Below are 26,499 nucleotides of genomic sequence, written 5' to 3'. Positions count from 1 at the left end.
TAAGTGAAACTCTCGCTCTTAAAATCATATTAAGGATGCTAAAATAGCATCCTTTTTTGTGTCTGAAGCTTTTGTCACTAGTATCAGAATGCAAAACAACTCATACCAATCACGATAAGTAAGAGATCAAAAATAGCGTAGGAAAAACGCTTGAGAACAAGGCAGACTTTTCGATAAATAGTTATTCTACAATCAAAAAATCTAACACTGTTATCGAGTGTTTTAACAAGCTAGGGTGATCAGTTATTTATTACGATTGGTATATCAGCTTATGTGAGGCAATTAAGTGAAACATCATGATGTAATTATTATCGGCGCGGGTGCTGCAGGGTTAATGTGTGCGGCAACGGCAGGATATCGTGGTCGTGATGTGCTTGTGCTCGATAATGCTAAGCAAGCTGGGCGTAAAATTTTGATCAGTGGCGGGGGGCGATGTAATTTTACTAATCAAAAAGTTGAACCGCATCAGTTTATCTGCGGCAATCCGCACTTTGTAAAATCAGCCCTAGCAAGATACCGCTCAACTGACTTTATTGAGTTAGTTGAACGACATGGTATTGAATACCATGAGCGAGACCATGGGCAGCTATTCTGTAATGACTCAGCTAAAGAAATCGTGACCATGCTGCTCACTGAATGTGAATGGGCTGGTGTCAGTATTAAACTACGCACAGACATAACCTGTATTAATAAAACGTATAGCGGCAAATTTTTATTGTCGACTTCAAATGGCGATTTAAGTTGTGATTCGTTAGTCATCGCAACCGGTGGATTATCTATGCCCAAATTGGGGGCGACACCTTTTGGTTACCATGTCGCAGAGCAATTTGGTCTTAAGGTGTTGCCAACCTACGCAGGACTTGTGCCTTTTACATGGCATAGCGAACAAAAACAAAAGTTTGAGTCGCTATCTGGAATCGCGGTGCCGAGTACGATTACCGCCAAAGATGGTACTCAGTTTACAGAGGCCTTATTGTTCACTCATCGAGGATTATCGGGGCCTGCTGTATTGCAAATTTCTAACTATTGGCAACCCGGTGAGGCTATTTCAATTAACTTATTACCGACTGAAAATGCCCTAGAAAAAATTGAGCTTGCTTTACAACATCACCCTAAACAAAGTTTACGCAATACCCTGAGTCATTGGTTACCTAAACGCTTGGTTGAAGCTTTATTTGATACGCCCCAGCTTGATAAAGCGCTCAACCAGCTTGGGCATGGCGAGCGTGAACTTATTGCTAATGCCTTAAATAATTGGCAATTAGTGATGAATGGCACAGAAGGCTATCGCACCGCAGAGGTAACTTTAGGCGGGGTTGACACCAATGAGCTGTCATCTAAAACCATGGAGGCCAAAAACGTCGCAGGCCTATACTTTATTGGCGAAGTCATGGATGTCAGCGGTTGGCTTGGAGGGTTCAACTTCCAATGGGCGTGGTCATCTGGCGTAGCGGCAGGTATGGCGGTTTAGTTGTAATTAAATAATCATTAAAACGCATACTGATATGCTTGAAACCAGATCCAACTAGGGTTAGAGCTATCGCTAATCATTACTCACTACTTTGGCATCAATGAGTTTAAAAAAACTTCGATGTCATGTGCTAAGGCCAATAAGATAACTCGATTTTAAATGGGTACTAAGTCAATTTGAGTCAATAACCACACCAATAAAGGGTTGTATCAATACAACCCCTTATTACATAATCTGCTTAACGCTTTTACCATTCCTTCTTTTAAGGTGCTACATGTCAACTTTTAAGCATTTATCCGTTAACGAACTTATCCATATGACCACAGATTCAAATGACGTACAGATTGTCGATATCCGTGATGGTGCCTCGTTCAGCACTGCTCACATTGAGGGGGCAATCAATTTAACCAATGAAAATATTGCCCAGTTTATTGCCGGCGCCGATATGGATAAACCACTTGTTGTCGTGTGCTATCACGGAGTGAGTAGCCAAGGTGCGGCAAACTATCTTATCGAACAAGGCTTTGACGATGTTTATAGTCTAGATGGCGGTTACTCAGCATGGAGTCTTGCCCACGCATGATAGAAATTGGCCTATTACCTAATGCCCGCGCAGCACAGGCTTTTGTTGATTACCTAATAGGATTAGGTATTGAAAGTCATATTGAGCCTCATCCCCATGGCGTGGTCATTATGTTAGTTGAGCCGCAGTATGAAGCCAAAGCCCGTAATGAGTTTGCGCAATTTGTGCAGCACCCTTACGATGAAAAGTATCTTCAAGCCTCGTGGGATAATGGTAATACCCAGACAAAATTTGATTATGGCTCAGGCATTTTAGGGCTTGTTCAGCAATTTATTACCGGTGCAGGGTCATTAACCTTAGTCACCTTTTTTCTCTGTGTCATTGTGTATGCCTTAATGAATTTAGGCATGGGTAATACCCTTTTTAGTGCGTTATCTTTTGCTGGCGCAGTACCCAATAGTCATGTTACTGACATTTGGCGAGTATTTACGCCTTCATTAATGCACTTTTCTGCAATGCATATAATTTTTAATTTGCTCTGGTGGTGGTACTTAGGCGGAAAAATTGAAACCCGTTTGGGCTCGCGTCCTTTACTGTTTTTACTCTTGATGGCTGGCACATTGCCCAATATCCTACAATTTTTTATGACTGGCCCTAATTTTGGTGGCCTATCTGGCGTGGTTTATGCTGTTGTGGGTTACACTTGGCTAATGGGGGTACGCAGGCCCAATTGTGGTATTGGGTTAACACCTTCTTATATGGGCTTTATGATGGTGTGGTTAGTCCTTGGGTTTACTGATTTGCTCGGTATGCCCATTGCCAACGGCGCGCATGTGGGTGGTTTATTGGTAGGTTTAGCTCAAGCTTTATTTGATAGCCGTAAACCCTCTGAAACCTAAAATACGCTTTTGTGAAAAAACCACCTCTCGGTGATTTTTTCAGTTTTGGTTTAATTAAATTGGCGAGTTTTGGTTAATCAATCATCTCTATCACTTTATTAACCAGCTTTTCAATGCCTTCATTTGCCTCGGCAATACTATTTGCCAACATATAAGCTGGAGTGGTGACCACTTTATTGGCCTCATCAACCACAATATCCACTACGCTGGCATTGAGGTGCTTACCACCCATTTCATTGAAAATATGGCCCGTTTCGCTGTCGGTACCTATAGTGCCTTTAGCATTGGGATAAATAATCGGCAGCATCATTGGCGCAATACACATATAGCCAACAGGTTTGTTTGCTAGCGCAAATTCCCTTAAAAAGGTTTCCACTATCGGCGAAATACGGCAGTCACTGCCATTCGTAGCAAAGTTCGATAAATTCTTCGCAGCACCAAAGCCGCCCGGTACAATTAAGGCATCAAACTGGGTGATGTCTAAGCTGGTGGCATTTAACACTTCACCACGGGCAATTCTAGCGGACTCGACCAATACATTGCGTTTTTCATCGTTGGCCACTTCACCGGTCAAATGATTCACCACATGCATTTGTTCAATGTCAGGGGCGAAGCACTGATATTTAACTCCAGCACGTGCTAAAGCCAGTAAGGTTAAAACGGCTTCGTGCACTTCAGTGCCATCAAATACCCCGCAACCACTCAGTAATACAGCGACGCTTTTCATAGTCAGTTTGTTCCCTTTAAAATTGATTGGCGTGTTTTATAACAAATACTCAACAAAACACTTGATCTGATTAAAAAACGTGCTAACTTAGCTCATTGAAAAAATTACATCGCCAAGTTTTCAGATTATTTACCCTACTAAATGAATGTATCTGATAGCGATAAAAACTTCAAAAATATCTTGACTGCACGGTTAGCTGGTAAACGGGTTAACTCAGTTAAATAAAAAAGTCCACATAATATGAGTAATTTACCAAACTTATATCTTGCTCACAAAAATTAAAATAAAAATTAAAAATCAACAAGTTAAGTTTTTCAGTTCTAGTGGTATTTAAAACTATCCTGTTATTTGAATAAAATGACTCACAGACTTATCCACAGGCTGTGACTATTTGTCGTGGCCATTTTTTAATGCAGCTTAGCTTGCGATAAGTTACTCATAACCTTCAAACATTCTCGCTCCATTTCATGCTATATTCACATCCTGTATATTCTTTTCAACCCAGCAGAAACGAACTCATATTATGCCTAAAGTTGCTCATAATCCGCTTATTTTGGTCGATGGATCATCCTATCTTTATCGCGCTTACTATGCGCCTCCCCATTTGACCAACTCAAAGGGTGAAGCGACAGGAGCTGTTTATGGCGTAGTAAATATGCTGCGCAGTTTGCTTACTCGATATGAACCCACCCACATTGCAGTGGTGTTTGATGCCAAGGGCAAAACATTTCGTAATGATATGTACAGTGAATACAAAGCCCAACGCCCACCAATGCCTGACGATTTGCGCAGCCAGATTGAACCATTGCACCGTATTATTCGCGCACTAGGCCTGCCATTGATCAGTATTGAAGGTGTTGAAGCGGACGATGTCATTGGCACACTCTCTCGTCAAGCGAGTAAAGAAGGCCGAGCAACATTAATCAGTACCGGTGATAAAGACATGGCCCAGTTGGTGGATGAGCATGTCACGCTGATTAATACCATGACAGACACCATCATGGGGCCCGAAGAGGTAAAAACTAAATTTGGCGTCGGACCTGAATTAATTATCGACTTCTTAGCGCTAATGGGCGACAAAGCCGATAACATCCCAGGTTTACCTGGAGTGGGTGAAAAAACCGCATTGGCGATGCTAACTGGCGTAGGCAGCGTTGAGAAATTACTTGCCGATCCTCACTCTGTTGTCGACGTTGGCTTTAGGGGCTCAAAAACCATGCCAGCCAAGATCATCGAAAATGCCGATATGTTAAAGCTATCTTATGAGCTTGCCACAATCAAAACCGATGTTGAGCTTGAGCAGGATTGGCATCAACTTGATATCAAACCGCAAAATCGTGATGAATTAATTAGCTGTTATGGTGAAATGGAATTCAAGCGTTGGTTAGCTGAAATTTTAGATAACAAATCACAAGTGAGCACTTCAACTTCAAACATTATTGAAACCGATGAAGAACCCGTAAAAAATGAAGTGATAGAAATAGACTATCAAACCATTTTAACCCATGAGCAACTTGACCAATGGATTCGTGCATTATCTGAAGCAGAATTGATCTCGGTAGACACTGAAACCACCAGTTTAAATTATATGGATGCGGAGCTAGTTGGGATTTCATTTGCTATTGAAGCCGGTAAAGCTGCCTATTTGCCGTTAAGTCATGATTACGTTGGCGCACCACTGCAACTAGATAAAGCAGAGGCATTAGCAAAGCTTCGGCCTATTTTGGAAGGCACAAAACCGCAAAAGGTAGGTCAAAATCTTAAATATGATATCAGTATTCTTGCCAATGCTGGCATCAAGCTTCAAGGGGTGCGTTACGACACCATGCTTGAATCCTATGTGTTTAACTCGGTAGCATCGCGCCATGATATGGACGGCTTAGCGCTTAAATATTTAGGGCACAAGAATATCAGTTTTGAAGACATTGCCGGCAAAGGTGCTAAACAACTTACCTTTAACCAAATACCTGTAGAAATTGCTGCGCCATATGCCGCTGAAGATGCCGATATCACCCTAAGATTGCATCAACATTTATGGCCTAGAGTAGAAAAAGAAACACAACTAGCCAGTGTTTTTAACGAGCTAGAATTGCCACTAATTCAAGTGTTATCTGATATCGAGCGTCAAGGCGTTTATATTGATTCGATGTTGCTAAGCCAACAAAGCGATGAGTTAGCTCAAAAGCTCGATAAGCTTGAACAAGAAGCTTATATGATTGCTGACGAAAAATTCAATCTTGCATCGCCAAAGCAATTACAAACAATATTTTTCGAGAAATTAAAGTATCCCGTTAAAAAGAAAACTCCAAAAGGGGCGCCTTCTACGGCTGAGGATGTCTTAGTTGAATTGGCGCTAGATTACCCATTACCTAAAATTATCCTCCAGCACCGTAGTTTGGCTAAACTCAAAAGCACCTATACCGACAAGCTGCCATTGATGGTGAATTCAACAACCGGACGTGTTCATACTAGCTACCATCAAGCCAATGCAGCAACGGGGCGTTTATCTTCAAGTGATCCAAACTTACAAAATATTCCAATCCGCACTGAAGAAGGACGCCGTATTCGTCAGGCCTTTATTGCCCCAGAAGGGCGAAAAATACTTGCAGCCGATTATTCACAAATTGAATTACGCATCATGGCACATCTTTCACAGGATAAAGGATTATTAACCGCTTTTGCGCAAGGAAAGGATATTCACAGAGCAACGGCGGCCGAAGTATTTGGTGTTCATTTTGAAGAAGTGACCAATGAACAACGTCGACGCGCGAAAGCGGTTAATTTTGGTTTAATTTATGGCATGTCAGCGTTTGGTTTAGCTAAGCAGTTAGACATTCCACGTAATGAAGCCCAAACTTATATCGACACTTACTTTGCTCGCTATCCTGGGGTATTAAAGTATATGGAAGACACCCGCGCAGATGCAGCTGAACAAGGCTATGTTTCAACGCTATATGGACGCCGTTTGTATTTACCCGAAATAAAAGATCGTAATGCAATGCGTCGTCAAGCTGCTGAGCGAGCGGCGATTAACGCACCAATGCAAGGTACGGCCGCTGATATCATTAAAAAAGCCATGATTGCTGTCGCACAGTGGATTAAACAAGAGACGCAAGGTGAGATCACCATGATCATGCAAGTGCACGATGAATTGGTGTTTGAGGTTGATGCTGATAAAGCTGACGCAATGAAGTTGAAAATTTGTCAGCTCATGGCGGAGGCCGCAACAATAGATGTGCCATTACTGGCCGAAGCGGGTATTGGTGATAATTGGGATCAAGCGCATTAGACATTTAATCCTTTAATATAAAGTCTTGCCATGGTTAATCTTATAAAGGCTTAACTATGGCAAATATTAAGCGACCAAGAAATTCACCTTCGAGATTAAAGCGTTAATTGGCAAGTATTTAATCTCAGCTCGATGACGCTATATCAAACAGCTTTTTGCAGGCTAACTGACTTGCAATAGGCTTGGTATCAATGCGTAAATTTGCCTTGTGATCAGCACAAACTTCACATTTGAAAGTAAGCTTTTGCATATCAGCATTTAAAATCTCGTTTATTCAAGTCTTAACTCGAGTTGAGGTTATTTTGAAAGCGGAGTATTTGCACAGCATCACTTAGCCTGAACTCAAACCTGTTTAGATAAAAATTGAAAGGAAGTTAAATAATGGCCCCCACCATTAAGACTCATTCGGGGCTATTGATCTTTGCTGGTTGAACTTTGTTCGAGTTAAAAATGATTCACAGCAAAAAATAACCTCGAAAGAGCGACCGATCCTAGTCAACATCGCAAAAAAGACAATGAACTTGTGCTCATTATCACATAATTGTCGTTTTTTACGAAAAACAGTTTTTCAATTTAAGGCTAATGAGGTATTATTCTTGTCGTAGGGTACAGAGGTTAAGATGTTCAATCTTTCAAACCTTTATTTCACTAGCGATAGTGACTAGCCAAATTCGGCGCCTCAGCAATATTAATTGCTGAGGCTTTTTTTTGGATTTTTTCAACCAACGAGCCAAAAAACACGTCATTTAAGCAGGGTTAAAAATATTTAGAGTAAATACTTTAATTAAGTGTCATATCGCGCTATGATGTCTGCATTGAGAGTCATTAAATTGAGTTGATGACGCTTGAGTCTTGTTGAATTTAGCTTCTCCCCAAAAGAGCTAAAGAATTTTTATACCGATAATCTAATGGTTATCGGTTTTTTTTTGCTCATTTTGTCGCAAACTTGCCTTAGCTTTGCAAGTAGGGCGCATTAGCACGTCAATCGCTGATCGATTGTACATGAGTGAAACACAGTTGGTAATATAACTTGCTGTTTAATAAACGTTTATAGTCAATGGGTGAAGGTTAAATATTTAAAGTCATTGTCGAGTGTTTTTACCAGCTAGAATGAGCCGTTATAGAGTGCGATTGGCATACTATCAGCAAATACATAGGCTGCAAGATGGCGTCAGTGTAGAGTAAACCAACTTAATATTCAGCGGAACAACACAAAAAATAAGCAATAAAAAAGCGTAATATTTTATGATATTACGCTTAAAATTTTGGTGACATTCAGTATCAATACAAGCTAAAGATTACGCTTGTTCATCTTGAGCTTGAGCTTGTTGTTCAAGTAACCATTGTGGATGGCACCACTTATTTAAAATACTCAGCACTTTTGGTTTACCTGTTCCTTTGGTTGACGAAAATGGCTCAACTTGAACCCAATCGCCGAATTTAGCCAAATCTTTACGTACGGCGTTGACGGTTTTCATCTTCACGTTTTGTGCAAGCTTGTCAGATTTTGTCAATAAAGCTAATACCGGTATTTCACTCAACACTGCCCATTCAATCATTTGCATATCTAAATCTTTAAGCGGATGGCGAATGTCCATCAATACCACAACGCCACTCAAACAAGCACGTTTTTGCAAATACTCTCCAAGTGCCTGTTGCCATTTGTTTTTTAACGCCAATGGCACTTTTGCGAAACCATAACCCGGTAAATCAACGAGTCGACGGTCTGCATCTAATGAAAACACATTGATTAGCTGGGTGCGTCCTGGGGTTTTACTGGTTCTGGCTAAACTTTTTTGTTCGGTTAATGCGTTTAATGCACTGGATTTACCCGCATTAGAGCGACCCGCAAATGCTATCTCAACACCGACATCGCCAGGGAGATATTGATCTAAGTGTGCAATATCTGGTGCACTGATTAAAAACTTAGTTTGACGGAAGTCGATTTGAGATTCAGACACGGTTTACTCCAGAAAATGTTTACGTAACATCATATTTATGTTTCAAGTGCTGCCTTTTTCACGTTTTCGTGTAAAATATCAGCCAGATCACATTATAACCCCAAGCAAAGCTTAACATTGTGATTAAAAATGCCCCAAAATTGTGTAAAAACGCTCATTTGTGGACAAATTGTCGCTTGGAAAACTATTTTACCACGCTTGCGGGTCATCCTAGTAAGCTCAGGACAATAAATTAACAAGAAGTTGGAACGCCATGAAAAAGTTAGCTCTTGCGCTGTCTGTAGTAGCCGCTATGTCATCACCTGCTATGGCTGAAGGTAATGCTGAAGCAGGCAAAACTAAAGCACTCGTATGTTCTGCCTGTCACGGTGTTGACGGCAACAGTATGATTGATATGTACCCTAAATTAGCAGGTCAACACCCATCATACTTAGAGAAGCAATTAAAAGAATTCCGCTCTGCTATGCAAACGGGTGGTAAAGAAGGTCGTATGGACCCTATCATGGGTAGTATGGCTATCGGCTTAAGCGATCAAGATATTGCTGATTTAGCTGCATTTTTCTCATCTCAAGCCTTGGTTGTTGCTGATGTAGCCGATGTTCCTGCTGCTGGCGAGACTCTGTACAAAGGCGGTGATATGACACGTGGGATTACATCATGTATTGCTTGCCATGGTCCAGATGCTAAAGGTATGGAAGCTGCAGGTTTCCCTGCGTTAGCTGGTCAGCACGCAAATTATATCAAAATCCAGCTGACTAAGTTCCGTGATACAAATCGTAACAACGATTTAAATGGCATGATGCAAGATGTGGCGAAGAAATTATCTGACGCTGATATCGAAGCATTATCTAAATATATTTCAAGTATTAAGTAGTTTTATACTATTTACATGCCACTAAAATAATGGGCTTGATTAGCCCATTATTTTTATCATCAAGTTGACGTTTACGTAAACTTTCACTAACAAAGCTTGACAGGGCTTAGGCTTTTAAGGTTAAATACCCCCCGTACCGAGATGAACCCAACTGTTTATTGCTAAAAATAATAATGTGAAAACAGATTTCGGACATTACCATTTAAGATATAAGAATAAAGTTAATCCATAATAATAATACGCTTAAGGCCGCTCGATAATAATAACAAGAGTCGCGATTTCAATTTGAAATCCAGGTCAGAATTTGTAAGGAACAGACCTACTGGTCGATACGCTAATTAGCACTCCCTTACGCAACAGAGATAAAAGCCAACAGGAAATAATTTGAATGATTCAAATTATGGCAAAGGAAGCTAACGCTTAGGATGCACATGCTGGAAGCTATATATCACTGGAAGGTACTTGATACACGGATTGTATACTCACGTCACAGATGACGATTAGGAATAGGATGAGTCATAGAAGACCATCTACGGAAGCTGAAGTCAGGAAGGCAACAGGATATTAAAAAAGCGTCATAGATGACCGATAACAATTAATCTGCATGGAAAGCTGAAAAAATAAGAAGGATCCGACCGGGAAGTCGCATAGCAAGTATGGAAACTTGGAATCAGAATAAGGTGCTTTTGCACTCTTTCTAAGGTGGCAGTTTACTGCCACCTTTTTTCTTGCCTATTTTTCGTTAAATCCAAATAAATTTGAATATTTTCAATGGTAAAAAATCACTATATACTACTATTACACATTACTTTTAGGGACTGATATAGTTAATGATACCCTGTCCTTTGTGTAATCATCAGGTACGGTTTTTCATTCAAGATAAAAAGCGCGCTTTTTATACTTGCTCACGTTGTGGTTTAGTTATCGCAGATCCTAAATCACATTTGATGCCTAATGTCGAAAAGCAGCGGTATGGCCGCGCTCCTAAAAGTGCCAAACAGCGTCAACTATCAAAATTTATCATGCCTTTGTTAGCACAAATTAATCAGCAACAAATAGGTCCACTGTCTGGACTCAATTTTGGCAGACTGCTAGATCCACAGTGCATGCAAATGATTAAAGACTCTGGCAACAGTGTTAACCAATACGACCCTTTTTTTGCTGCGGATCACAGCGTGCTACAAAAAAACTATGATTTTGTTTGTTGCTATAAAGTTTTTGAGCATTTTCGTAACCCAAATAAAGAGTGGCAGTTGTTATCAAGGCTAGTAAAGCCTGGTGGATGGTTAGCGATTAGCACACCACTGTTAACGGATTTAAGCCACTTTGATAAGTGGCATTACAAAAACAATCCCACCCATGTCAGCTTCTATCAACAACAAACTTTCGAGTATTTAGCCGAAAATAGCGAATTTACGCTATTATTTGCATCGCAGGCGCTCATTTTGATGCAAAAATCATCAGGATCTGATATAAAGCGCATCCTATTTTAATGCACGTGGGTTATTCGCCGACGTGATCTGTTTTAAAAAGTAACTGAGATAATCATGGCGCGCAGTAAAAAAACTCGCAAGGGCGGAGAAAACGGCCCTAAATTTGCTCCTAGAGTCAAAAAAGCCGATCGTAAAACCCCAGAGGGTAAACGTGGCGAAACCGGCAAAAAATCTGGTAGTCGTCATAACGAAACTTTGCTGAAGCAAAATGCCCCTTCAAATGCTGGCAAGTCGACAGATCCTCGTCATGGAAGTAAAAAGCCTGTGGCGTTAACCCCAGTGGTAAAAGCCTCTAAGCCGGCTGAAAAAGACAAACCAAAACAACCTAAAATGACTGATGAGCAGAAACTGCTTAAGTTAGAAGATGATCCGCGCCTAAATAACTTACTTGATATGTTAGAAGAAGGCCGAGACTTATCTGCCGAAGATCAAAAATGGTTAGACCTACAATTAGACCAAATTGAACGCTTAATGGATCGTCTAGGGCTAAATGAAACTGAACCGGCTAAAAATACCAAAAAAACCGCTAAGTCAGATTCTGATGATGATTTATTAGCGCGTTTTGAGTCAGGTGAAAATCTTCTGAACGATTATTTCTCCAAAGACTAATTGCGACACAATCGACTGGCGCATAATGCGCCAGTGTTTTATTCCCCCATTCAGTAAGGAGCCGAAGTGTCTACCGCCCTCATTATTATTGCCATTATTGTTATTATCGCCCTGAGTGCATATGCCACCACATTACTACTGAAATTAAAACGTCAAACAGCCAATAATCAACGTATTCTTGCAGAGCGTCAGGCTGTTGCGAATGAACACCGTCAAAAAGTACTCACCGACATTCGTTATATCGCTAATGCCATGCTAGAAGACCGCTGTGAGCTGTCTGAAGGGGTAGTGCGTATCGGTAAGCTATTTGACGCCTTATCGATGACAGAGCAAGTGACGCCGTTATTTCCCCAATTATTCGTTCACTACCATTTAATCGAATCACACCCGATAATGGAGGCTCGTAAAGCCTTACCAAAACAGCAACGTATGAAACTGGATTTTGCCAGAATGCGCTCTGAAGCCGATTTGGGTGATGCCATTTTGGAAGAAGCTAAAAAAATAGCTGAGTTTGAACAAGCGCCGACTCATTAAGCTAAAACTGCCATAATTTCGCTCTGTATAACCATTTCAGCAGTGCCATCACTTTGGGTAATTTTTTTCGTATTACGATGGGTATAAGGTATTCACTCGAACTTAAGTACTTGCCAACTTAAACAGATTTGCTAAGTTAACCCCATAATAAGGCGCCAATAAATAATCATGTGGGCCAATTGAAGGATACTTATGTTTAATCGATTCTGTAGCTGGCTATTAGCTAAGTTAGGTTGGCAGTTTAATGGTCACATTTGCCCTAATTCATCCTGCATTATTAGTGTTGGCCCGCATACCAGTAATTGGGATTTTGTTATTGGTATTTTAGCCCGCGGCGCCCTGAATACCCCAATTCACTTTTTAGGAAAACACCAATTATTTATCCCCCCATGGGGATGGATTTTTCGCCGCTTAGGCGGTAGTCCTGTCGACCGTCGTAAGCACAACAATCTTGTTGATGCAGCAGTACAGTTGTTTAAAAACGATCCCACATACAAGCTTGCATTGGCTCCTGAGGGGACTCGTAGCCCTGTTAAACGCTGGAAAAGTGGTTTTTATCATATTGCTTTGCAAGCCGGTGTTGAAATTGTGCCAGTGGGATTAGACTTTAAAAAGAAGCAAATCATTATCGCTACTGCCTTTAAGCCCACGGGTGATATCGAAGTTGAAATGAATCAACTTATGGACTTTTATCGCACAATCGAAGGGTGCCACCCAAAGCGTATTCCTGTTTATCAAAAATCAACATGATTTAGTTGATGGGATGGCTAATTTATTCCTGATACAACAAGGGCTGTACTGAACAGCCCTCATTATTGCAACCACTTTAATCTAGCTATGGGATTTTTGATTGATTGACCGCATATCAATCCCGGTTGGATTTTGGAAGGCTTGTAAATCAAACTCAGGTAGTACAGCAAAGACATGGTCAAAGATATCGGCCTGTATCTCTTCGTAATAAGCCCAGCGAGTATCATTGGTAAAAATATAGATTTCGATGGGTAAGCCTTCAGTTGTGGGCGCAAGCTGACGCACCATCAAGGTCATGTTTTTATGAATTTTAGGATGTTGGCGCAAAAATTCCTGCAGATAAATCCTGAAAGTACCAATATTGGTTAATCGCCTACCGTTGACTGGCATATCCAGATCACTAATCAATTGATTAGCGGCGGTGATCTCAGACAGTTTTTGCGGCAAATATGCTTTTAGATAATTCACTTTAGATAAACGGTTTTTTTCTTCATCACTGAGAAACTTAATACTGTTAACATCAATGTTAATTGAACGCTTAATACGCCTGCCACCAGACTCAGACATGCCGCGCCAGTTTTTAAACGCATCAGACACTAACGCATAAGCGGGGATCATGGTGATGGTGTTATCCCAATTACGCACCTTTACCGTAGTCAGTGTGACATCCTCTACGGCACCATCTGCGCCGTATTTATCCATTTGGATCCAATCACCTTTACTGACCATGCGGTTTGCTGCTAATTGAATGCCCGCCACAAAACCTAAAATAGTGTCACGGAACACTAGCATTACAAAACCCGTTGCCACCCCGAGGCCACTGAAGAAGTACACGGGTGATTGAGCCGTTAAAACAGCAACAACAACGATCAGCCCAATAAAGAATAAAAACAACTTAGTTAGCTGAACAAAACTTTTTACCGGTAAACGACGGTTTATCATTTTTACATCAGCAATTTCATTGATTGCGTTTAAGCCTGCATAAATTGCACGAATGATTAGCACCACCAATATTGCGCTTAATGCGCGATCTAAAAATGCACTCAGCACATCATGCTCAGTTAAAACAATGGGTACTAAAAAGTCTAAGATCACCACTGGCACTAACATGGCAAGTCGTTCAAACATCTTGAAGCGGATAAAAATATCATCCCAAGTCACGCTAGATCGCTTAATCACTTGGTTAATACCCGCAACAAAAAATCGACGGGTGATGAAATACCCAATGCTCGCCAACACTAAGCAGGCAAACAACAACACTGAGGTTGATATACCATCGGTGGGCTGACTATTGATGCCCATTTCTGTTAGCCAAGCAGCTACTTCAACTCGCCAATTTGTATTCACTTTAAATCCTGTTAGTTTGATTGTGACAATGTGGCCTTAATGTCAAACAATATGACTACACCCCATTAACGCTTAGTGTGTTCATTTACCAAAATCTGGCATCAAATAAGCTACAAGCAGCTATTTTTACAGTGATTTTAGCATCATCATTTGACCACTTATATGAAAGATTAAACAATATTCGCATTGTTTGATTGGAGAATGCCATGACACGTTTTTATCCACTAAGTTTGTCTGCTTTTTTGGGGATATCAGTATTATGCTTATCGAATGTTGCAATTAGCGCAGAGCATGACAAATTAAAACCTGAAATCGCATTACTTGTTGACTATGTAGATACAACAACAGGGATGTGGGGGCTAACGATAGCACCAAGGCATTTTGACCCAGATTACAGTGACTGGGGGTACTATATTGGCTATAGCAAAGGTGATGAGACTGCTATAGAAGTGCCTAAACCTGCTGAGTCATACCTGAAAGAATACATGTGGCGTTTTGGTATAAGTTACAGTTTTTCACAAGACTTCAGTTTTTACACTGGCGCAACGGCATATACTTTCGAAACTAATTACACCAATAATATTTCGCCAAGAGACGTAAACGGAAAACCCACTTGGGAGCGGAGCCGAGACAGAAATTGGGGCGCAGAATTCGGGCTAAGATACGATTTAGTTAAAGGTGTTATTATTGGGGCAGGTTATGATACCTATACTCAAGCGGCAATCTTTAGCATAGGGTTTAGCATGTAAAACCGCGTTTAGTCACAATACAAAAGGCATGGCTGCCCTTTGTATTGTGACGTGATATTTACCGGCTTGGGATCATTCCCAGTGGTAAGTAAGTATTGAAGTTTGCTTGTAGCAGTAATTCAATGGCATTTTCAATATCAGGCGCAAAGAAGCGGTCTTGATCATAAAAACTCACCACCTCCCTTAACTCTGCTTTGGCTTTAGCGACGGCTTCACTGGGCAATAACGGTGCTCTAAAATCAAGTCCCTGCGCAGCGGCTAACATCTCAATGGCCAGTACACCACGGGTATTTTCACTCATATCACGTAAGCGACGTGCAGCAAAGGTGGCCATCGACACATGGTCTTCTTGATTCGCAGATGTCGGTAAACTGTCTACCGATGCAGGATGCGCATAGGTTTTGTTTTCAGAAGCCAAAGCCGCAGCGGTAACCTGCGCAATCATAAAGCCTGAGTTAACCCCGCCATTATTGACCAAAAATGGCGGTAATTTTGAGAGGCTAGAGTCAATCAACAACGCCATACGCCGCTCAGAAATCGCCCCTAATTCAGCAATCGCGATAGCTAAGTTATCTGCCGCCATAGCAACTGGTTCTGCATGGAAATTACCACCAGAAATAATATCCCCCGTGTCTTGGAAGACTAATGGATTATCGGTCACGCCGTTTGCTTCAACTCCTAATACTTCGGCAGCATGGCGGATCTGAGTTAAACACGCTCCTAATACCTGCGGCTGACAACGTAAAGAATAAGGGTCTTGCACTTTTTCACAATTTGCGTGACTTTGGCTAATCTGTGAGTTTTCACCTAATAAATGGCGGAAAATTGCAGCTGAATCAATTTGACCTTTTTGCCCACGCGCGGCATGAATGCGGGCATCGAATGGACTACGGCTGCCCATCGCGGCTTCAACACTCATCGCACCAATCACTGAGCTTGCGGCAAACAAATCTTCAGCGTTGAATAAGCCTTCTAGCGCTAAGGCCGTGGATGCTTGTGTACCATTTAATAATGCTAAACCTTCTTTGGCGGCTAACTCTAGGGGTGCTAATCCAGCAATTTCTAAGCCTTCTTTGGCACTGATGAGCTCACCTTGAAAGCTCATTTCACCTTCGCCTAGTAAGGGCAAACACATATGTGCCAATGGGGCTAAATCGCCCGACGCGCCAACTGAGCCTTTTTCAGGAACGCAAGGATAAACGCCAGCATTAACCAATTTAATAAGAAAATTAATCACTTCGAGTCGAATACCCGAAAAGCCACGACTTAGTGAGTTAATTTTTAAGACCATCATTAAACGCACGGTCGCATCTTGCATATATTGTCCCATACCTGCGGCATGTGACAGCACAATAGAGCGTTGTAGCAATTGCAAATCATCTGGCGCAATTTTGGTGTTCGCTAATAAACCAAACCCAGTATTGATGCCATAAACCGTGCGACCTTCACGTAAAACTTGTTGGACAATTTCAGCGCTTTGATTAATTTCTGCAATGGCACTGTCGGCAAGCTTGAGTTCAACAGCGTTACGGCTAATTTGGCGTAATTCAGCAAGGGTTAACGTACCAGGAGTGAGTGTGAATACATGTTTAGCCATTATTACGCTCCTGCCTGACTTGTTGAAACCATAGGTAAATCTAACCCCTGTTCTTTAGCGCAGTTTTTGGCAATATCGTATCCGGCATCAGCATGACGCATCACACCTGTTGCGGGATCATTCCATAACACACGTTCAACACGCTTAGCAGCGGCATCGGTACCATCACATACAATCACCACACCAGAATGTTGACTAAAGCCCATTCCAACACCACCACCATGGTGCAAAGACACCCAAGTTGCACCGCTAGCTGTATTTAATAAGGCATTCAATAAAGGCCAGTCTGATACGGCATCCGAGCCATCCATCATAGACTCAGTTTCGCGATTTGGACTTGCCACTGAGCCTGAATCAAGATGATCACGGCCAATAACCACAGGTGCAGATAACTCGCCGGATTTAACCATTTCATTAAATGCGGCCGCCAAGCGAGCACGATCTTTTAAGCCAACCCAACAAATACGCGCAGGTAACCCTTGAAAAGCAATGCGTTCACGCGCCATATCTAGCCAATTATGCAGATGCTTATCATCGGGTATCAGCTCTTTCACTTTGGCATCGGTTTTATAAATATCTTCTGGATCACCCGATAAAGCGACCCAACGGAATGGACCAATACCTTCACAGAACAGGGGACGAATATAAGCGGGCACAAATCCAGGGAAATCAAACGCATTTTTTACACCAACATCAAATGCCATTTGGCGGATGTTGTTGCCGTAATCTAAGGTAGCCGCCCCTTTATCTTGTAACGTCAGCATCGCCTGCACTTGTACTGCCATTGACTCTTTAGCCGCTTTAACTACCGCGGCTTCATCAGTTTTACGCATTTGCGCGGCATGCTCTAAAGTCCAGCCCTGTGGCAAGTAACCATTTAGCGGATCATGTGCTGATGTTTGGTCGGTCACCACATCTGGGGTAATACCACGCGCTACAAGTTCGCTAAACACATCCGCGGCATTACCAAGTAAGCCAACAGACACAGGTTTACCGACTTTTTTAGCCTCATCTAACATAGCCAAGGCTTCATCTAAGCTTTTGGCTTTTTTATCCACATAACGAGTACGCAGACGAAAATCGATACGCGTTTCATCCACTTCACAGGCCAACACCGAGAAACCCGCCATCGTGCCAGCTAATGGCTGCGCACCGCCCATGCCGCCTAAGCCACCAGTTAATACCCATTTGCCTTGGGCAACGCCATCAAAGTGCTGTTTAGCCACAGAAACGAAGGTTTCGTATGTGCCTTGGACAATGCCTTGGGTACCAATATAAATCCACGAACCTGCGGTCATTTGGCCATACATGGCCAGGCCTTTTTTGTCTAACTCGTTAAAGTGCTCCCAATTAGCCCAGTGCGGCACTAAGTTTGAGTTGGCAATCAATACTCGAGGGGCATCTGCATGGGTACGGAACACACCAACAGGTTTGCCAGATTGCACTAATAAGGTTTCGTCATCTTCTAGACGCTGCAATACCTCGATAATTTTGTCATAACTTTGCCAATCACGCGCTGCTCGACCTATACCACCATAAACGACTAAATCTTCGGGTCTTTCGGCGACATCTGGGTGCAGATTATTCATTAGCATGCGCATCGGCGCTTCAGTTAACCAACTTTTACAGCTGAGTGTGGTGCCATGGGGGGCGATAATGCGTCGGCTTGGGTCGTGTCGTTTATCCATTTTTTCCTCTTCAACCTGTGCGGTTTGTTTTATTTTTGTGGTTGTTATTTGCTTGTTATTTGGCAGTCATTAACGTTTAAATGTTAAATGGCCGCCTAATCTGAACTTACTGCCGGGGTGCACTAAACGGGCGAAGCTGACAACCCCTTTACGTGACCAAGTACGCCGAATAATTTGTAAACATGGCTCGGTGGCAGAAATCTCAAGACGCTGCTGAATTTGCTCATTGGCTATAATGGCTTCAACGGTATGGCGCGCCTCCGTTAATGGAGCCACTTGCGATAAATATTCATGCGGCGTTTGCTGGGTAAAATTTTGCGATAAATAGTCGGGAATTAAATGCGGATTAACAAAGCGTTCTTCTAATTGCAAAGGTAATCCTTGCTCGCAATGAATCAAAACCGAGTAAAAAACCGGACTGCCCACTTCTAATCCCAATGCAATCGCAATAGGCGCAACGGCTTCTATTTGGGTCAGTTCAAGTTGCTTCACACTGTAACCGTGGCCACGCTCTTTAATTTCGTCGGCAATATTACGGATGTTCAGTAATGATGATTGTGATTTTAGTCCCGCAACAAATGTCCCTAAACCTTGGGTACGTTCTAAAATGCCTGCCTCGACCAGTTCCGTTAATGCCCGTCTGGCGGTCATTCGGCTACAATTGAACATCTCGGTGAGTTGATTTTCTGATGGCACCCGGGCGTTTTCTTCCCATTCGCCCGCTTCAATACGGGCAAGGATAAATTGTTTTATTTCAGCAAATTTTGCTAACGCCATGCCGTGATCCAATGTCAAATAATGCAGATTAATAGCACTCATCCTAGCTTGTATATACAAGCAAGATCAAGTATTGTTTGATTAACAATCAAAAAGAATGAAGAGAATGGCTATGAACTGGGACCAAGTATGGATTGATGTCAATGTCGCCACTATGGATATGGCATCATCAGTGCCATATGGCGCAATTGAAAATGCTGCAATTGCCGTAAAAGACGGCAAAGTGGCTTGGATAGGTCCTCGTGCAAATCTGCCTCAGTTTGATGCACTAGCCACGCCGATTTACCGAGGTAAAGGTAAATGGATCACCCCAGGCCTGATTGATGCCCACACCCATTTGGTTTTTGCTGGCAGTCGTGCCAATGAGTTTGAACTGCGCTTACAGGGCGCAAGTTATGAAGACATTGCTCGCGCTGGTGGCGGTATTATTTCAACCGTTGAGGCTTGTCGTGAAGCAGATGAGGCAACCCTGTTTGATCTTGGGCGTAAACGCTTAAATGCTTTGGCTAAGGAAGGTGTGACAACGGTTGAAATCAAATCAGGCTATGGTCTAGATACTGCAACTGAACTCAAGTTACTCCGCGTCGCAAAAGAGTTAGGCCAACATCATCATATCGATGTGAAAACCACATTTTTAGGCGCCCACGCCATTCCTGCCGAATATAAAAACCAACCCGATGCGTATGTCGATTTAGTGATTAATGAGATGCTACCGCAGGTAATAGAGCATCAACTTGCCGATGCCGTGGATGTCTTTTGTGAAGGCATTGCGTTTAATCTGCAGCAAACCGAACGGGTACTGATTGCGGCCAAAAATGCCGGCTTATCAATCAAACTGCATGCCGAGCAATTATCAAATATTGGCGGCAGTGAACTTGCCGCACGGTTAAACGCATTGTCTGTCGATCATATTGAACATTTGGATGAGGCTGGCGTAAAAGCGCTGAGTGAAAGCGGTACCTGTGCCGTATTACTGCCAGGGGCCTACTATTTTTTACGAGAAACAACATTGCCTCCCATTGAGTTACTGCGCCAATACAAGGTGCCAATGGTGATCGCAAGCGATTTTAACCCAGGTTCATCGCCCATTTGCTCTTCTAAATTAATGCTGAATATGGCGTGTACCTTATTCCGCCTAACGCCAGAAGAAGCGCTTAAAGGCATGACCATCAATGCCGCCAAAGCATTGGGGATTGATAACCAGGTAGGCAGTTTAGTCATAGGAAAACAAGCTGATTTCTGCTTGTGGGATATCAGTTCACCCGCTGAGCTGGCTTATACTTTTGGGGTTAATCCGTGTGAACAAGTGATTAAAGCAGGGAAAATCATTCAACAATAACCATCCTATACATCGAATGACATGTCCTGTTTCAAAGTGCTTTGAAGTGAGTAAGGCATAAAATAAGAGCTTAAATCAATTTTCGATTTAAGCTCTTTAGTACAGGTTATCCCTAAGTGAGGATAATCAATGCACGGAGTGCAGGGGCTTAGTTCACAGTATGACGTTTGCCTTGCTTGTTTTTCATTGGGTCACCATCATATCCCAATGCTTTCCAGTCTAAGCGCTGGCCTTTGTTATGGCAGTCACTGCACTGTAGTGCTTGCTCTTTAGGTGACACCATGTGGTTAATACGCCACCACATTTCGGTTTCAACAAAATCATGTTGACCGCTATAGCTTAAGCCTTTTTCCACCATAGTAGCATTGGCTTTCATGCCTAAATCTGCGGCAAGATCCCAATCATATTTATCCCAGTACCCACCTTTGCCATAGGTTTTAGGGGTGATAATAATATTGAGATTAGTGTCGTAAATTTGCTTACCCGTATGCACTTTAAATGGGTAAATCTTCGCCTTTGCATCATTGATATTGCCCAATGGATAGGTGAGTTTAACTACACCTTTAGGATCCATTTTATCTCCCGCCATATAGGCATCAGCAGTGCCGTTATACCAAGCATATTGTGGTGGGACATTTTTCTGCCAAACAAAAGTGCCTTTTTTGTTCATAAAAGTGCTTTTACCATATTCATCTTTGGTTTCTGGCAGTTTATCTCCTGCGGTAGACCAGTCCCAACGCATCTTAGTTGGTTCATTTTTAGCAAAAAATGGAATATGACATGTCTGACACGCCACCGCGGCAGTGTGAGTATTGAGCTTTTTATTTTGATGTGGGGCACTATCATGGCAATTCTCACAACCTATAGGGTTTTCGCCACCAGGCGATACGCCCATCGCATTGCCAGTAATTTGATGGCTTTCAGTGGTATGGCAGGTTTGGCACTGAAAATCGTTACCATCGGTATCCATATGCACATCGGTCGCTTTATCGGGGTAAGACATGGATGAATCTAAATCGCCATGCTTGACCGCATCGCCACCGCCACCATAAAAGTGACATGTTCCGCAGTTATCTCGCACTGGCTGGCCAACATGTTGGGCTACCCGTGTGAGATCAACTTTAGCCATAGGCTCTCCCGCTCCCGCAGGCTCTTTGACATAGGTTCCCGTTGTATCGTGACACACTAAACAATCGACTTTTGTCATGTCAGAAAAATCGAAACTATTGTCTTTCCAGCCATAGCCAGCATGACAACTGGTGCAACGAGGTTCGTTACCGCTTATCGATACACAGAAGTTGTTAATGCTATTTTTCTTGCCACGCATGACGGTTCTTCCGGGGAGGTCTTGTTTTAACTCCCAGGTCCAATGCGATGATTTCATAAACTCTTTGGCATGATCCTCGTGACACTCAATACATTGAGAAGTCACATCTGTACCTTGCGTAAAGGGCCCTGTTATTGCTTCTTTGTGGTCAAATTTGGCATAAGCTAGTGGACTACTTAATGCTAGCACCATAAATAATGTCATGGTTTTCATCGTATACTCCTTGCCCCAGCAAGCTGGGGCACCATGATTAGAAATTAACGGTTAATGAGGCATTAATATCAAAAGCCGTATCAACCACAGGCAACATCGAAAATGCCGTGCCTGCCATGACGTCATCAATTTTCTGTGGTGCACCAACGGGCGTGCCGCTGCCAGTGTATTCATAGTCGTAATAAAGCCCGGCTAGCTTGATGAACATTCGAGGATTAATGTCAAAAATGTAATAAGCCTCGGCCACATGTCCGCGCGTGGCGAGCTTGCTGCCTACAGGGGCATCTTGCGCCTGAGTGAATGGCGTCCAATATTCAGAGCCATAGTTATACTCCAAGCCAAACTTGCCTAATGGTGCAGGTATTTGCATACCCACATATATGCCATAACCATCTTTTGATGAACTATCATCAGCATATTTAGGCACCATAATAATCTCAGTGCCTGTGCTATTTAGCTCAGCTTCAAAGACCGCATCACTTAACATGCCCCCAAATAACCCGCTATTACCATTGGGTTCAGCGCGGGTCCATCCAAGCGAGGCAAACACTTTAATGTCGTCATCACTTTCGTAGGCATAACCGATACCGCCTAAATACATGTCGCCAATAACGCCACTTGGTTGCACGCGGGTGACAAAGTTAAAATTGTCGAACTTTTGCATATCCTGATACATGGTTGGGGCAAAAATTCCTGCTAATTGAGTTGGAAATGCCATTGTGCCCTTAAAACCATCATTAACGTCTTTTGCACCAAAAAGGGTAAGTTGTAGGAAGTGATTACCATCATTAATGGCATCAATATTAAAGCCGCCTAAGTGCGTATCTTTAGTGACTATGTCACCAAACATTTCGCCATTTCCCCACTGAGATTCAAAGCCCTGCCCATAACAAAAACGCACAACCTGACCATCAATACCGGTTATTTCACCAAGGTTGTAACCTAAGGTTGCACCATCGAAGTTGAAGTTAACTAAATGCCCAGACGGTGTGCCACCGCGCATTTCATTTTCTCGGTAATGACTGGGTGGGCCGTAGGTAGAGGGGCGACGGCCAATGGACAAGTAGGTTTCACTGCCACCAATATTACGCCAGTCAAAATAAGCACGCTCGACCCTTAACCAGTCGCCGCTTGTGTTACCGCTGCTGGTGCCGTCCATCGTGAATGATCGCCAAGAGTCAAAAACCTGAGTACCGGTTGAGTCGCCCCAATTTTTATACATTGCTAAGCGACCGGAAAAGCTGACGTTATCCCAAACTTTGGCTTTTAAATCTAAGCGTAAGCGCGTGGTATAAAACAAATCATTGTCTATATCTTGCATGGTTTTTGGCGCCAAAACATAGGGCATCACCCCGTGCAATTGGCCATTTTGAAATGCTTGAGCCAAATCAGGATTTGCCATCATCATTTGCCCTAGGGGAGAATTTGCATCGGTTGGCGAGCCAAATCCGCCTGACATTGCCTTGGCACCAAAGTCAGAAAAATCGACATTCATGGCAGGGTTCCAGGTGACATTTTGGTAATGTAAAGAGTGAACTTTGGTTCTAAAGTCCCCAGTGATACTAATTCTATCTAATGCGCTATGCTTTTCGGTTTTATCAACTCGACTATTTATATCGTCAAGTTCATCGGTGATGTCAGCAAGTTGGCGTTGTAGTTCGGCAATTTTTTGCGCATCATCGCTTATTTGTACTGCGTCTGCTGCAACAGCCATGCTGCTTATTGCTAGTGCGTTTGCCACTAAAATTGAGATTAAGGTTCGCATAATAGTGCTTCCTTGTTTTACGCTAACCCTGATAAATCAATCGAGTTAGCTAAATTTAGGGTGCAGAAATCCATGAGGCTAATCCTCGTTTTTTCTACATTAATTTGGGTTTGCTGGTGGCCTGGTTTAAAACCTGCCAATAACATCAGCTATAAAGAGTTAGCCGCAGGTTTGGGGCTGATCTGAATCTGCAGCGTGGTCATACAAAAACTGCTGGATATCTTTTAGTTCTTGTTCTGATAGCGCCTTAAACACTTCAGGTTTTGATTTGTGTTGATCGCGCAGGAAAAACCTATCCCATTGAGCCATTGTTTTTGCCATTGGGGTTAACTCTGGCCCTTCACTGTTTGCGCCATGACAGGCTTTACATTCTTTTTTATAGAGATGTTTTCCCTTTTTAGGATTGCCGCCATCAGCAGCCATCGCAGAACTGCCAAGGGTTAATATCACCGCGATTATTACGCCTAATTGTTGTATTGGTTTCATCATCTGTACCTCTTAAGTGGCTATTTTTATGCTGCAGCAAAATAAATATATATTTTGCTGCCTTGTTAATGATGTTACCCAAAAGTGATAGGTGATTATTTGATGTTGATCATGTTCATGCAAAAAATCTAATTGATAAAAATATTATTGAACAAAATCTAATGAATGTGATTATAACATTGCTGTTTTTAAGCACAAAAGGGTCTTGGCATTAAACAAAAAGATACGCTAGGGAGAAATGTTGTATTGAAAGCAATAAGATAGAAATGGCTAACCCATTGAATTGCAAAATCACAATAGCCTTTAAAATAAAAAATCGCCGATGCAGGCGATTTTTTATGGTGAAAGTAAAGCTTACTTCTCGTTCAGTTCATCCACTGGCAGCCAATTGACTTTGACACCCGCCTGTAAAAACATCTCTTGGCTGATTTTAATCTTATCCCCCCAACGAGATAGAAAGTCATCACTTTGCTCGGGGCAAAATACTCCCGTAATGCCCGTTTGGATAATTTTAGCCGCACAGTTCGGGCAAGGAAAATGAGTCACCCAAATATCGCAGCCATCAAGATCGCGCTTGGCGAACAGAATGGCATTTTCTTCAGCATGCAGGGTTTTTAGCAACTTCATCTCACGGTCATCGGTTTCAGCACTATCCGAAATACCGTGGGGATAACCATTAAATCCCACCGACACAATGCGATTATGTTTAGTGATCACCGCGCCCACTTGCGTGGAAGGGTCCTTACTCCAAGACCCGACAAGCTCAGCCATTTGAAAAAAACGTTTTGCCCACTTTGAAATCATAATAACTGCCTTATACGTATATTATTAAGCCAAGTTGCTGATCTATCATACCATCTAAACTAAATGAAACTGATCACCTTATTAGGGGGATTTAGCTTGATATTGTTCAAGTAATTTTCCCCAGCGATGAAGATAAAAAGGGTGGTTTGTCATCGTTATTGCTAATTGCAATTCGGCTATCGCTTTTGGCATGTCGCCTATAGCGGCAAACCCTGTTGCTAAACCATGATGGGTATGCGCATTTTGAGGGTATTTTGCAACGGCAAACTGATAAATAACTAAAGCATCTTTTGGCTCTGTTTTAGATTTTGCTAACTCGAACAAAGAATCTGCCGCGCTGACTTCAAAACCATACTTATTTGATACTTGTTGAAAATATGCATAAATCGCTTCGGGTCCATTTTTACCAATACTCGAATCTGGCTTAATAACGGTATGGACGTCGTTAAATATTTGCTCAATGGCATAAATCGTTGCCAATGCGGGTTGTGACATATAATAAGAACCTGTAAACACCTTACTTTGCCATAATAAGTTGCTTGGTGCTTTTTGCTTTAATGTCATGACAAGAGCATCAAAATCAGATATTTGTCTTTGCTCAAAATCACTATCGGCACGCGACAAAAATAGCATTCTCGGTTGCGCGAGCTTAGCAAGTGCAGGGGCTAAGTTGGGTGTGTCACTCATCACTGAAAGATAATTTTCACTCAAAATCGGGCTCGCAACGATATAGGCATTAAATAGCTTCGGTCTTTGTATTAACGTAAACAAACCTAATGTGGCGTTACCGGTAAATCCACTGAGTATTTTAAATCCATTGGTGCGGTATTTGTTATCTATCGCAGTTAATAAATCGTGCTCAATAAAGTTTAAAAATGCTTGTCCCTGCTCACCATTAGCAAAAGTCTTTAGCTTGCCTAAGCCTTCATGGCCGTCTGGTGCGGTAACAATAATCGTTTCTAACCATGGCCAGCCGCCATTATGGCTCATCCAATGATGTAGCCCCGCTAAATAAGGTTGGCTTGCCGGATGAAAATCGATCAATACGATATATTTTTTATCAGTATTTTCAGCGTATTTATTGGGTAATGTGACTAAGAAATCTGCGCTACCTTGATAACTTGTTGAGGTCACCTTCAAAGTATCAAGTGTTTGTTGTGCCACAGATTGAGGTGAAAGAGCCAGTAATAACAAGCCCAGCAGAGCCCAGAAATACTGAGTTGAAGTTAGCTTTAACATATTAATCATGTTCGTTCCTTGAATGACTTATCTAGCAC

Annotated in this window: 22 protein-coding genes; 11 read left to right on the top strand and 11 right to left on the bottom strand. The window is 42.2% G+C overall.

The genetic code is table 11. The annotated features are described in order from the left end of the window. The first annotated feature begins 286 nt into the window (after positions 1 to 286). The 3 genes from OHT75_RS07145 (at position 287) to glpG (ending at position 2,893) form a co-directional block, all read left to right on the top strand. Entirely contained in the window at positions 287 to 1,471 is a 1,185-nt protein-coding gene (locus OHT75_RS07145) for a BaiN/RdsA family NAD(P)/FAD-dependent oxidoreductase (protein WP_264725801.1), read from the top strand. Positions 1,472 to 1,745: 274 nt separating this feature from the next. After that, positions 1,746 to 2,054 (top strand): thiosulfate sulfurtransferase GlpE, encoded by a 309-nt coding sequence (gene glpE / locus OHT75_RS07140; protein WP_264725800.1) that lies wholly within the window; start codon positions 1,746 to 1,748, stop codon positions 2,052 to 2,054. Further along, positions 2,051 to 2,893 (top strand): rhomboid family intramembrane serine protease GlpG, encoded by an 843-nt coding sequence (gene glpG / locus OHT75_RS07135; RefSeq protein WP_264725799.1) that lies wholly within the window; start codon positions 2,051 to 2,053, stop codon positions 2,891 to 2,893. Before glpE ends, glpG begins: the two co-directional genes overlap by 4 nt. 73 nt (positions 2,894 to 2,966) lie before the next feature. On the opposite strand, the gene elbB is transcribed toward glpG, so the two are convergent. Continuing rightward, positions 2,967 to 3,620 (bottom strand): isoprenoid biosynthesis glyoxalase ElbB, encoded by a 654-nt coding sequence (gene elbB, locus OHT75_RS07130; RefSeq protein ID WP_264725798.1) that lies wholly within the window; start codon positions 3,618 to 3,620, stop codon positions 2,967 to 2,969. 523 nt (positions 3,621 to 4,143) lie between these two features. Between elbB and polA the strand changes: the two genes are divergently transcribed. Further along, complete coding sequence (polA, locus tag OHT75_RS07125) at positions 4,144 to 6,909, top strand: DNA polymerase I (protein WP_264725797.1); 2,766 nt, start codon at positions 4,144 to 4,146, stop codon at positions 6,907 to 6,909. 1,298 nt (positions 6,910 to 8,207) lie between these two features. Here polA and yihA read toward each other — a convergent pair. After that, positions 8,208 to 8,870, bottom strand: coding sequence for a ribosome biogenesis GTP-binding protein YihA/YsxC (gene yihA / locus OHT75_RS07120; RefSeq protein WP_264725796.1), 663 nt, complete (start codon positions 8,868 to 8,870; stop codon positions 8,208 to 8,210). Positions 8,871 to 9,123: 253 nt separating this feature from the next. Here yihA and OHT75_RS07115 point away from each other — a divergent pair, with 253 nt between their 5' ends. From OHT75_RS07115 to OHT75_RS07095, 5 genes are all read left to right on the top strand, one after another. Further along, complete coding sequence (locus OHT75_RS07115; protein WP_264725795.1) at positions 9,124 to 9,744, top strand: c-type cytochrome; 621 nt, start codon at positions 9,124 to 9,126, stop codon at positions 9,742 to 9,744. Between the two features lie 830 nt (positions 9,745 to 10,574). Then, on the top strand, positions 10,575 to 11,237 hold the full coding sequence (locus OHT75_RS07110; protein ID WP_264725794.1) for a methyltransferase domain-containing protein: 663 nt from the start codon (positions 10,575 to 10,577) through the stop codon (positions 11,235 to 11,237). 54 nt (positions 11,238 to 11,291) lie between these two features. Beyond that, complete coding sequence (gene yihI / locus OHT75_RS07105; RefSeq protein ID WP_264725793.1) at positions 11,292 to 11,846, top strand: Der GTPase-activating protein YihI; 555 nt, start codon at positions 11,292 to 11,294, stop codon at positions 11,844 to 11,846. 66 nt (positions 11,847 to 11,912) lie between these two features. After that, on the top strand, positions 11,913 to 12,380 hold the full coding sequence (locus tag OHT75_RS07100) for a DUF2489 domain-containing protein (protein ID WP_264725792.1): 468 nt from the start codon (positions 11,913 to 11,915) through the stop codon (positions 12,378 to 12,380). A 192-nt stretch (positions 12,381 to 12,572) separates the two neighbouring features. Further along, positions 12,573 to 13,130, top strand: coding sequence for a 1-acyl-sn-glycerol-3-phosphate acyltransferase (locus OHT75_RS07095; RefSeq protein WP_264725791.1), 558 nt, complete (start codon positions 12,573 to 12,575; stop codon positions 13,128 to 13,130). A gap of 81 nt (positions 13,131 to 13,211) precedes the next feature. Here the strand turns inward: OHT75_RS07095 and OHT75_RS07090 are convergent, their stop codons facing one another. After that, complete coding sequence (locus OHT75_RS07090) at positions 13,212 to 14,477, bottom strand: mechanosensitive ion channel family protein (protein WP_264725790.1); 1,266 nt, start codon at positions 14,475 to 14,477, stop codon at positions 13,212 to 13,214. A 206-nt stretch (positions 14,478 to 14,683) separates the two neighbouring features. Here OHT75_RS07090 and OHT75_RS07085 point away from each other — a divergent pair, with 206 nt between their 5' ends. Beyond that, the gene (locus tag OHT75_RS07085) at positions 14,684 to 15,226 is read left to right on the top strand and encodes a TonB-dependent receptor (protein WP_264725789.1); all 543 of its coding nucleotides are present in this window, start codon (positions 14,684 to 14,686) and stop codon (positions 15,224 to 15,226) included. 58 nt (positions 15,227 to 15,284) lie between these two features. On the opposite strand, the gene hutH is transcribed toward OHT75_RS07085, so the two are convergent. The 3 genes from hutH to hutC form a co-directional block, all read right to left on the bottom strand. Continuing rightward, entirely contained in the window at positions 15,285 to 16,823 is a 1,539-nt protein-coding gene (hutH, locus tag OHT75_RS07080; protein WP_264725788.1) for a histidine ammonia-lyase, read from the bottom strand. A gap of 2 nt (positions 16,824 to 16,825) precedes the next feature. After that, positions 16,826 to 18,511, bottom strand: a complete 1,686-nt coding sequence (gene hutU, locus OHT75_RS07075; protein ID WP_264725787.1) for a urocanate hydratase — start codon at positions 18,509 to 18,511, stop codon at positions 16,826 to 16,828. 69 nt (positions 18,512 to 18,580) lie between these two features. Then, positions 18,581 to 19,288: a histidine utilization repressor gene (hutC, locus tag OHT75_RS07070; RefSeq protein ID WP_264725786.1), complete on the bottom strand. Its 708-nt coding sequence runs from the start codon at positions 19,286 to 19,288 to the stop codon at positions 18,581 to 18,583. A 112-nt stretch (positions 19,289 to 19,400) separates the two neighbouring features. Between hutC and hutI the strand changes: the two genes are divergently transcribed. Next, positions 19,401 to 20,627, top strand: coding sequence for an imidazolonepropionase (hutI, locus tag OHT75_RS07065; RefSeq protein ID WP_264725819.1), 1,227 nt, complete (start codon positions 19,401 to 19,403; stop codon positions 20,625 to 20,627). 148 nt (positions 20,628 to 20,775) lie between these two features. Here the strand turns inward: hutI and OHT75_RS07060 are convergent, their stop codons facing one another. The 5 genes from OHT75_RS07060 to OHT75_RS07040 all read right to left on the bottom strand — a co-directional run bounded on the left by OHT75_RS07060 (position 20,776) and on the right by OHT75_RS07040 (position 26,470). Then, positions 20,776 to 22,158: a tetrathionate reductase family octaheme c-type cytochrome gene (locus OHT75_RS07060; protein WP_406681988.1), complete on the bottom strand. Its 1,383-nt coding sequence runs from the start codon at positions 22,156 to 22,158 to the stop codon at positions 20,776 to 20,778. A gap of 46 nt (positions 22,159 to 22,204) precedes the next feature. Next, the gene (locus tag OHT75_RS07055; RefSeq protein WP_264725784.1) at positions 22,205 to 23,932 is read right to left on the bottom strand and encodes a DUF3373 domain-containing protein; all 1,728 of its coding nucleotides are present in this window, start codon (positions 23,930 to 23,932) and stop codon (positions 22,205 to 22,207) included. Positions 23,933 to 24,091: 159 nt separating this feature from the next. Further along, positions 24,092 to 24,421, bottom strand: a complete 330-nt coding sequence (locus tag OHT75_RS07050; RefSeq protein WP_264725783.1) for a c-type cytochrome — start codon at positions 24,419 to 24,421, stop codon at positions 24,092 to 24,094. Between the two features lie 351 nt (positions 24,422 to 24,772). Beyond that, positions 24,773 to 25,222, bottom strand: a complete 450-nt coding sequence (locus OHT75_RS07045; protein ID WP_264725782.1) for a dCMP deaminase family protein — start codon at positions 25,220 to 25,222, stop codon at positions 24,773 to 24,775. Between the two features lie 81 nt (positions 25,223 to 25,303). Further along, entirely contained in the window at positions 25,304 to 26,470 is a 1,167-nt protein-coding gene (locus OHT75_RS07040; RefSeq protein ID WP_264725781.1) for an alpha/beta hydrolase-fold protein, read from the bottom strand. Positions 26,471 to 26,499 lie beyond the last annotated feature (29 nt).

Source organism: Shewanella subflava, assembly GCF_025971955.1.
Taxonomy (GTDB): domain Bacteria; phylum Pseudomonadota; class Gammaproteobacteria; order Enterobacterales; family Shewanellaceae; genus Shewanella; species Shewanella subflava.
Note: the sequence above shows the minus strand (reverse complement) of the source record. Positions and strands in the feature narration are given on the sequence as shown.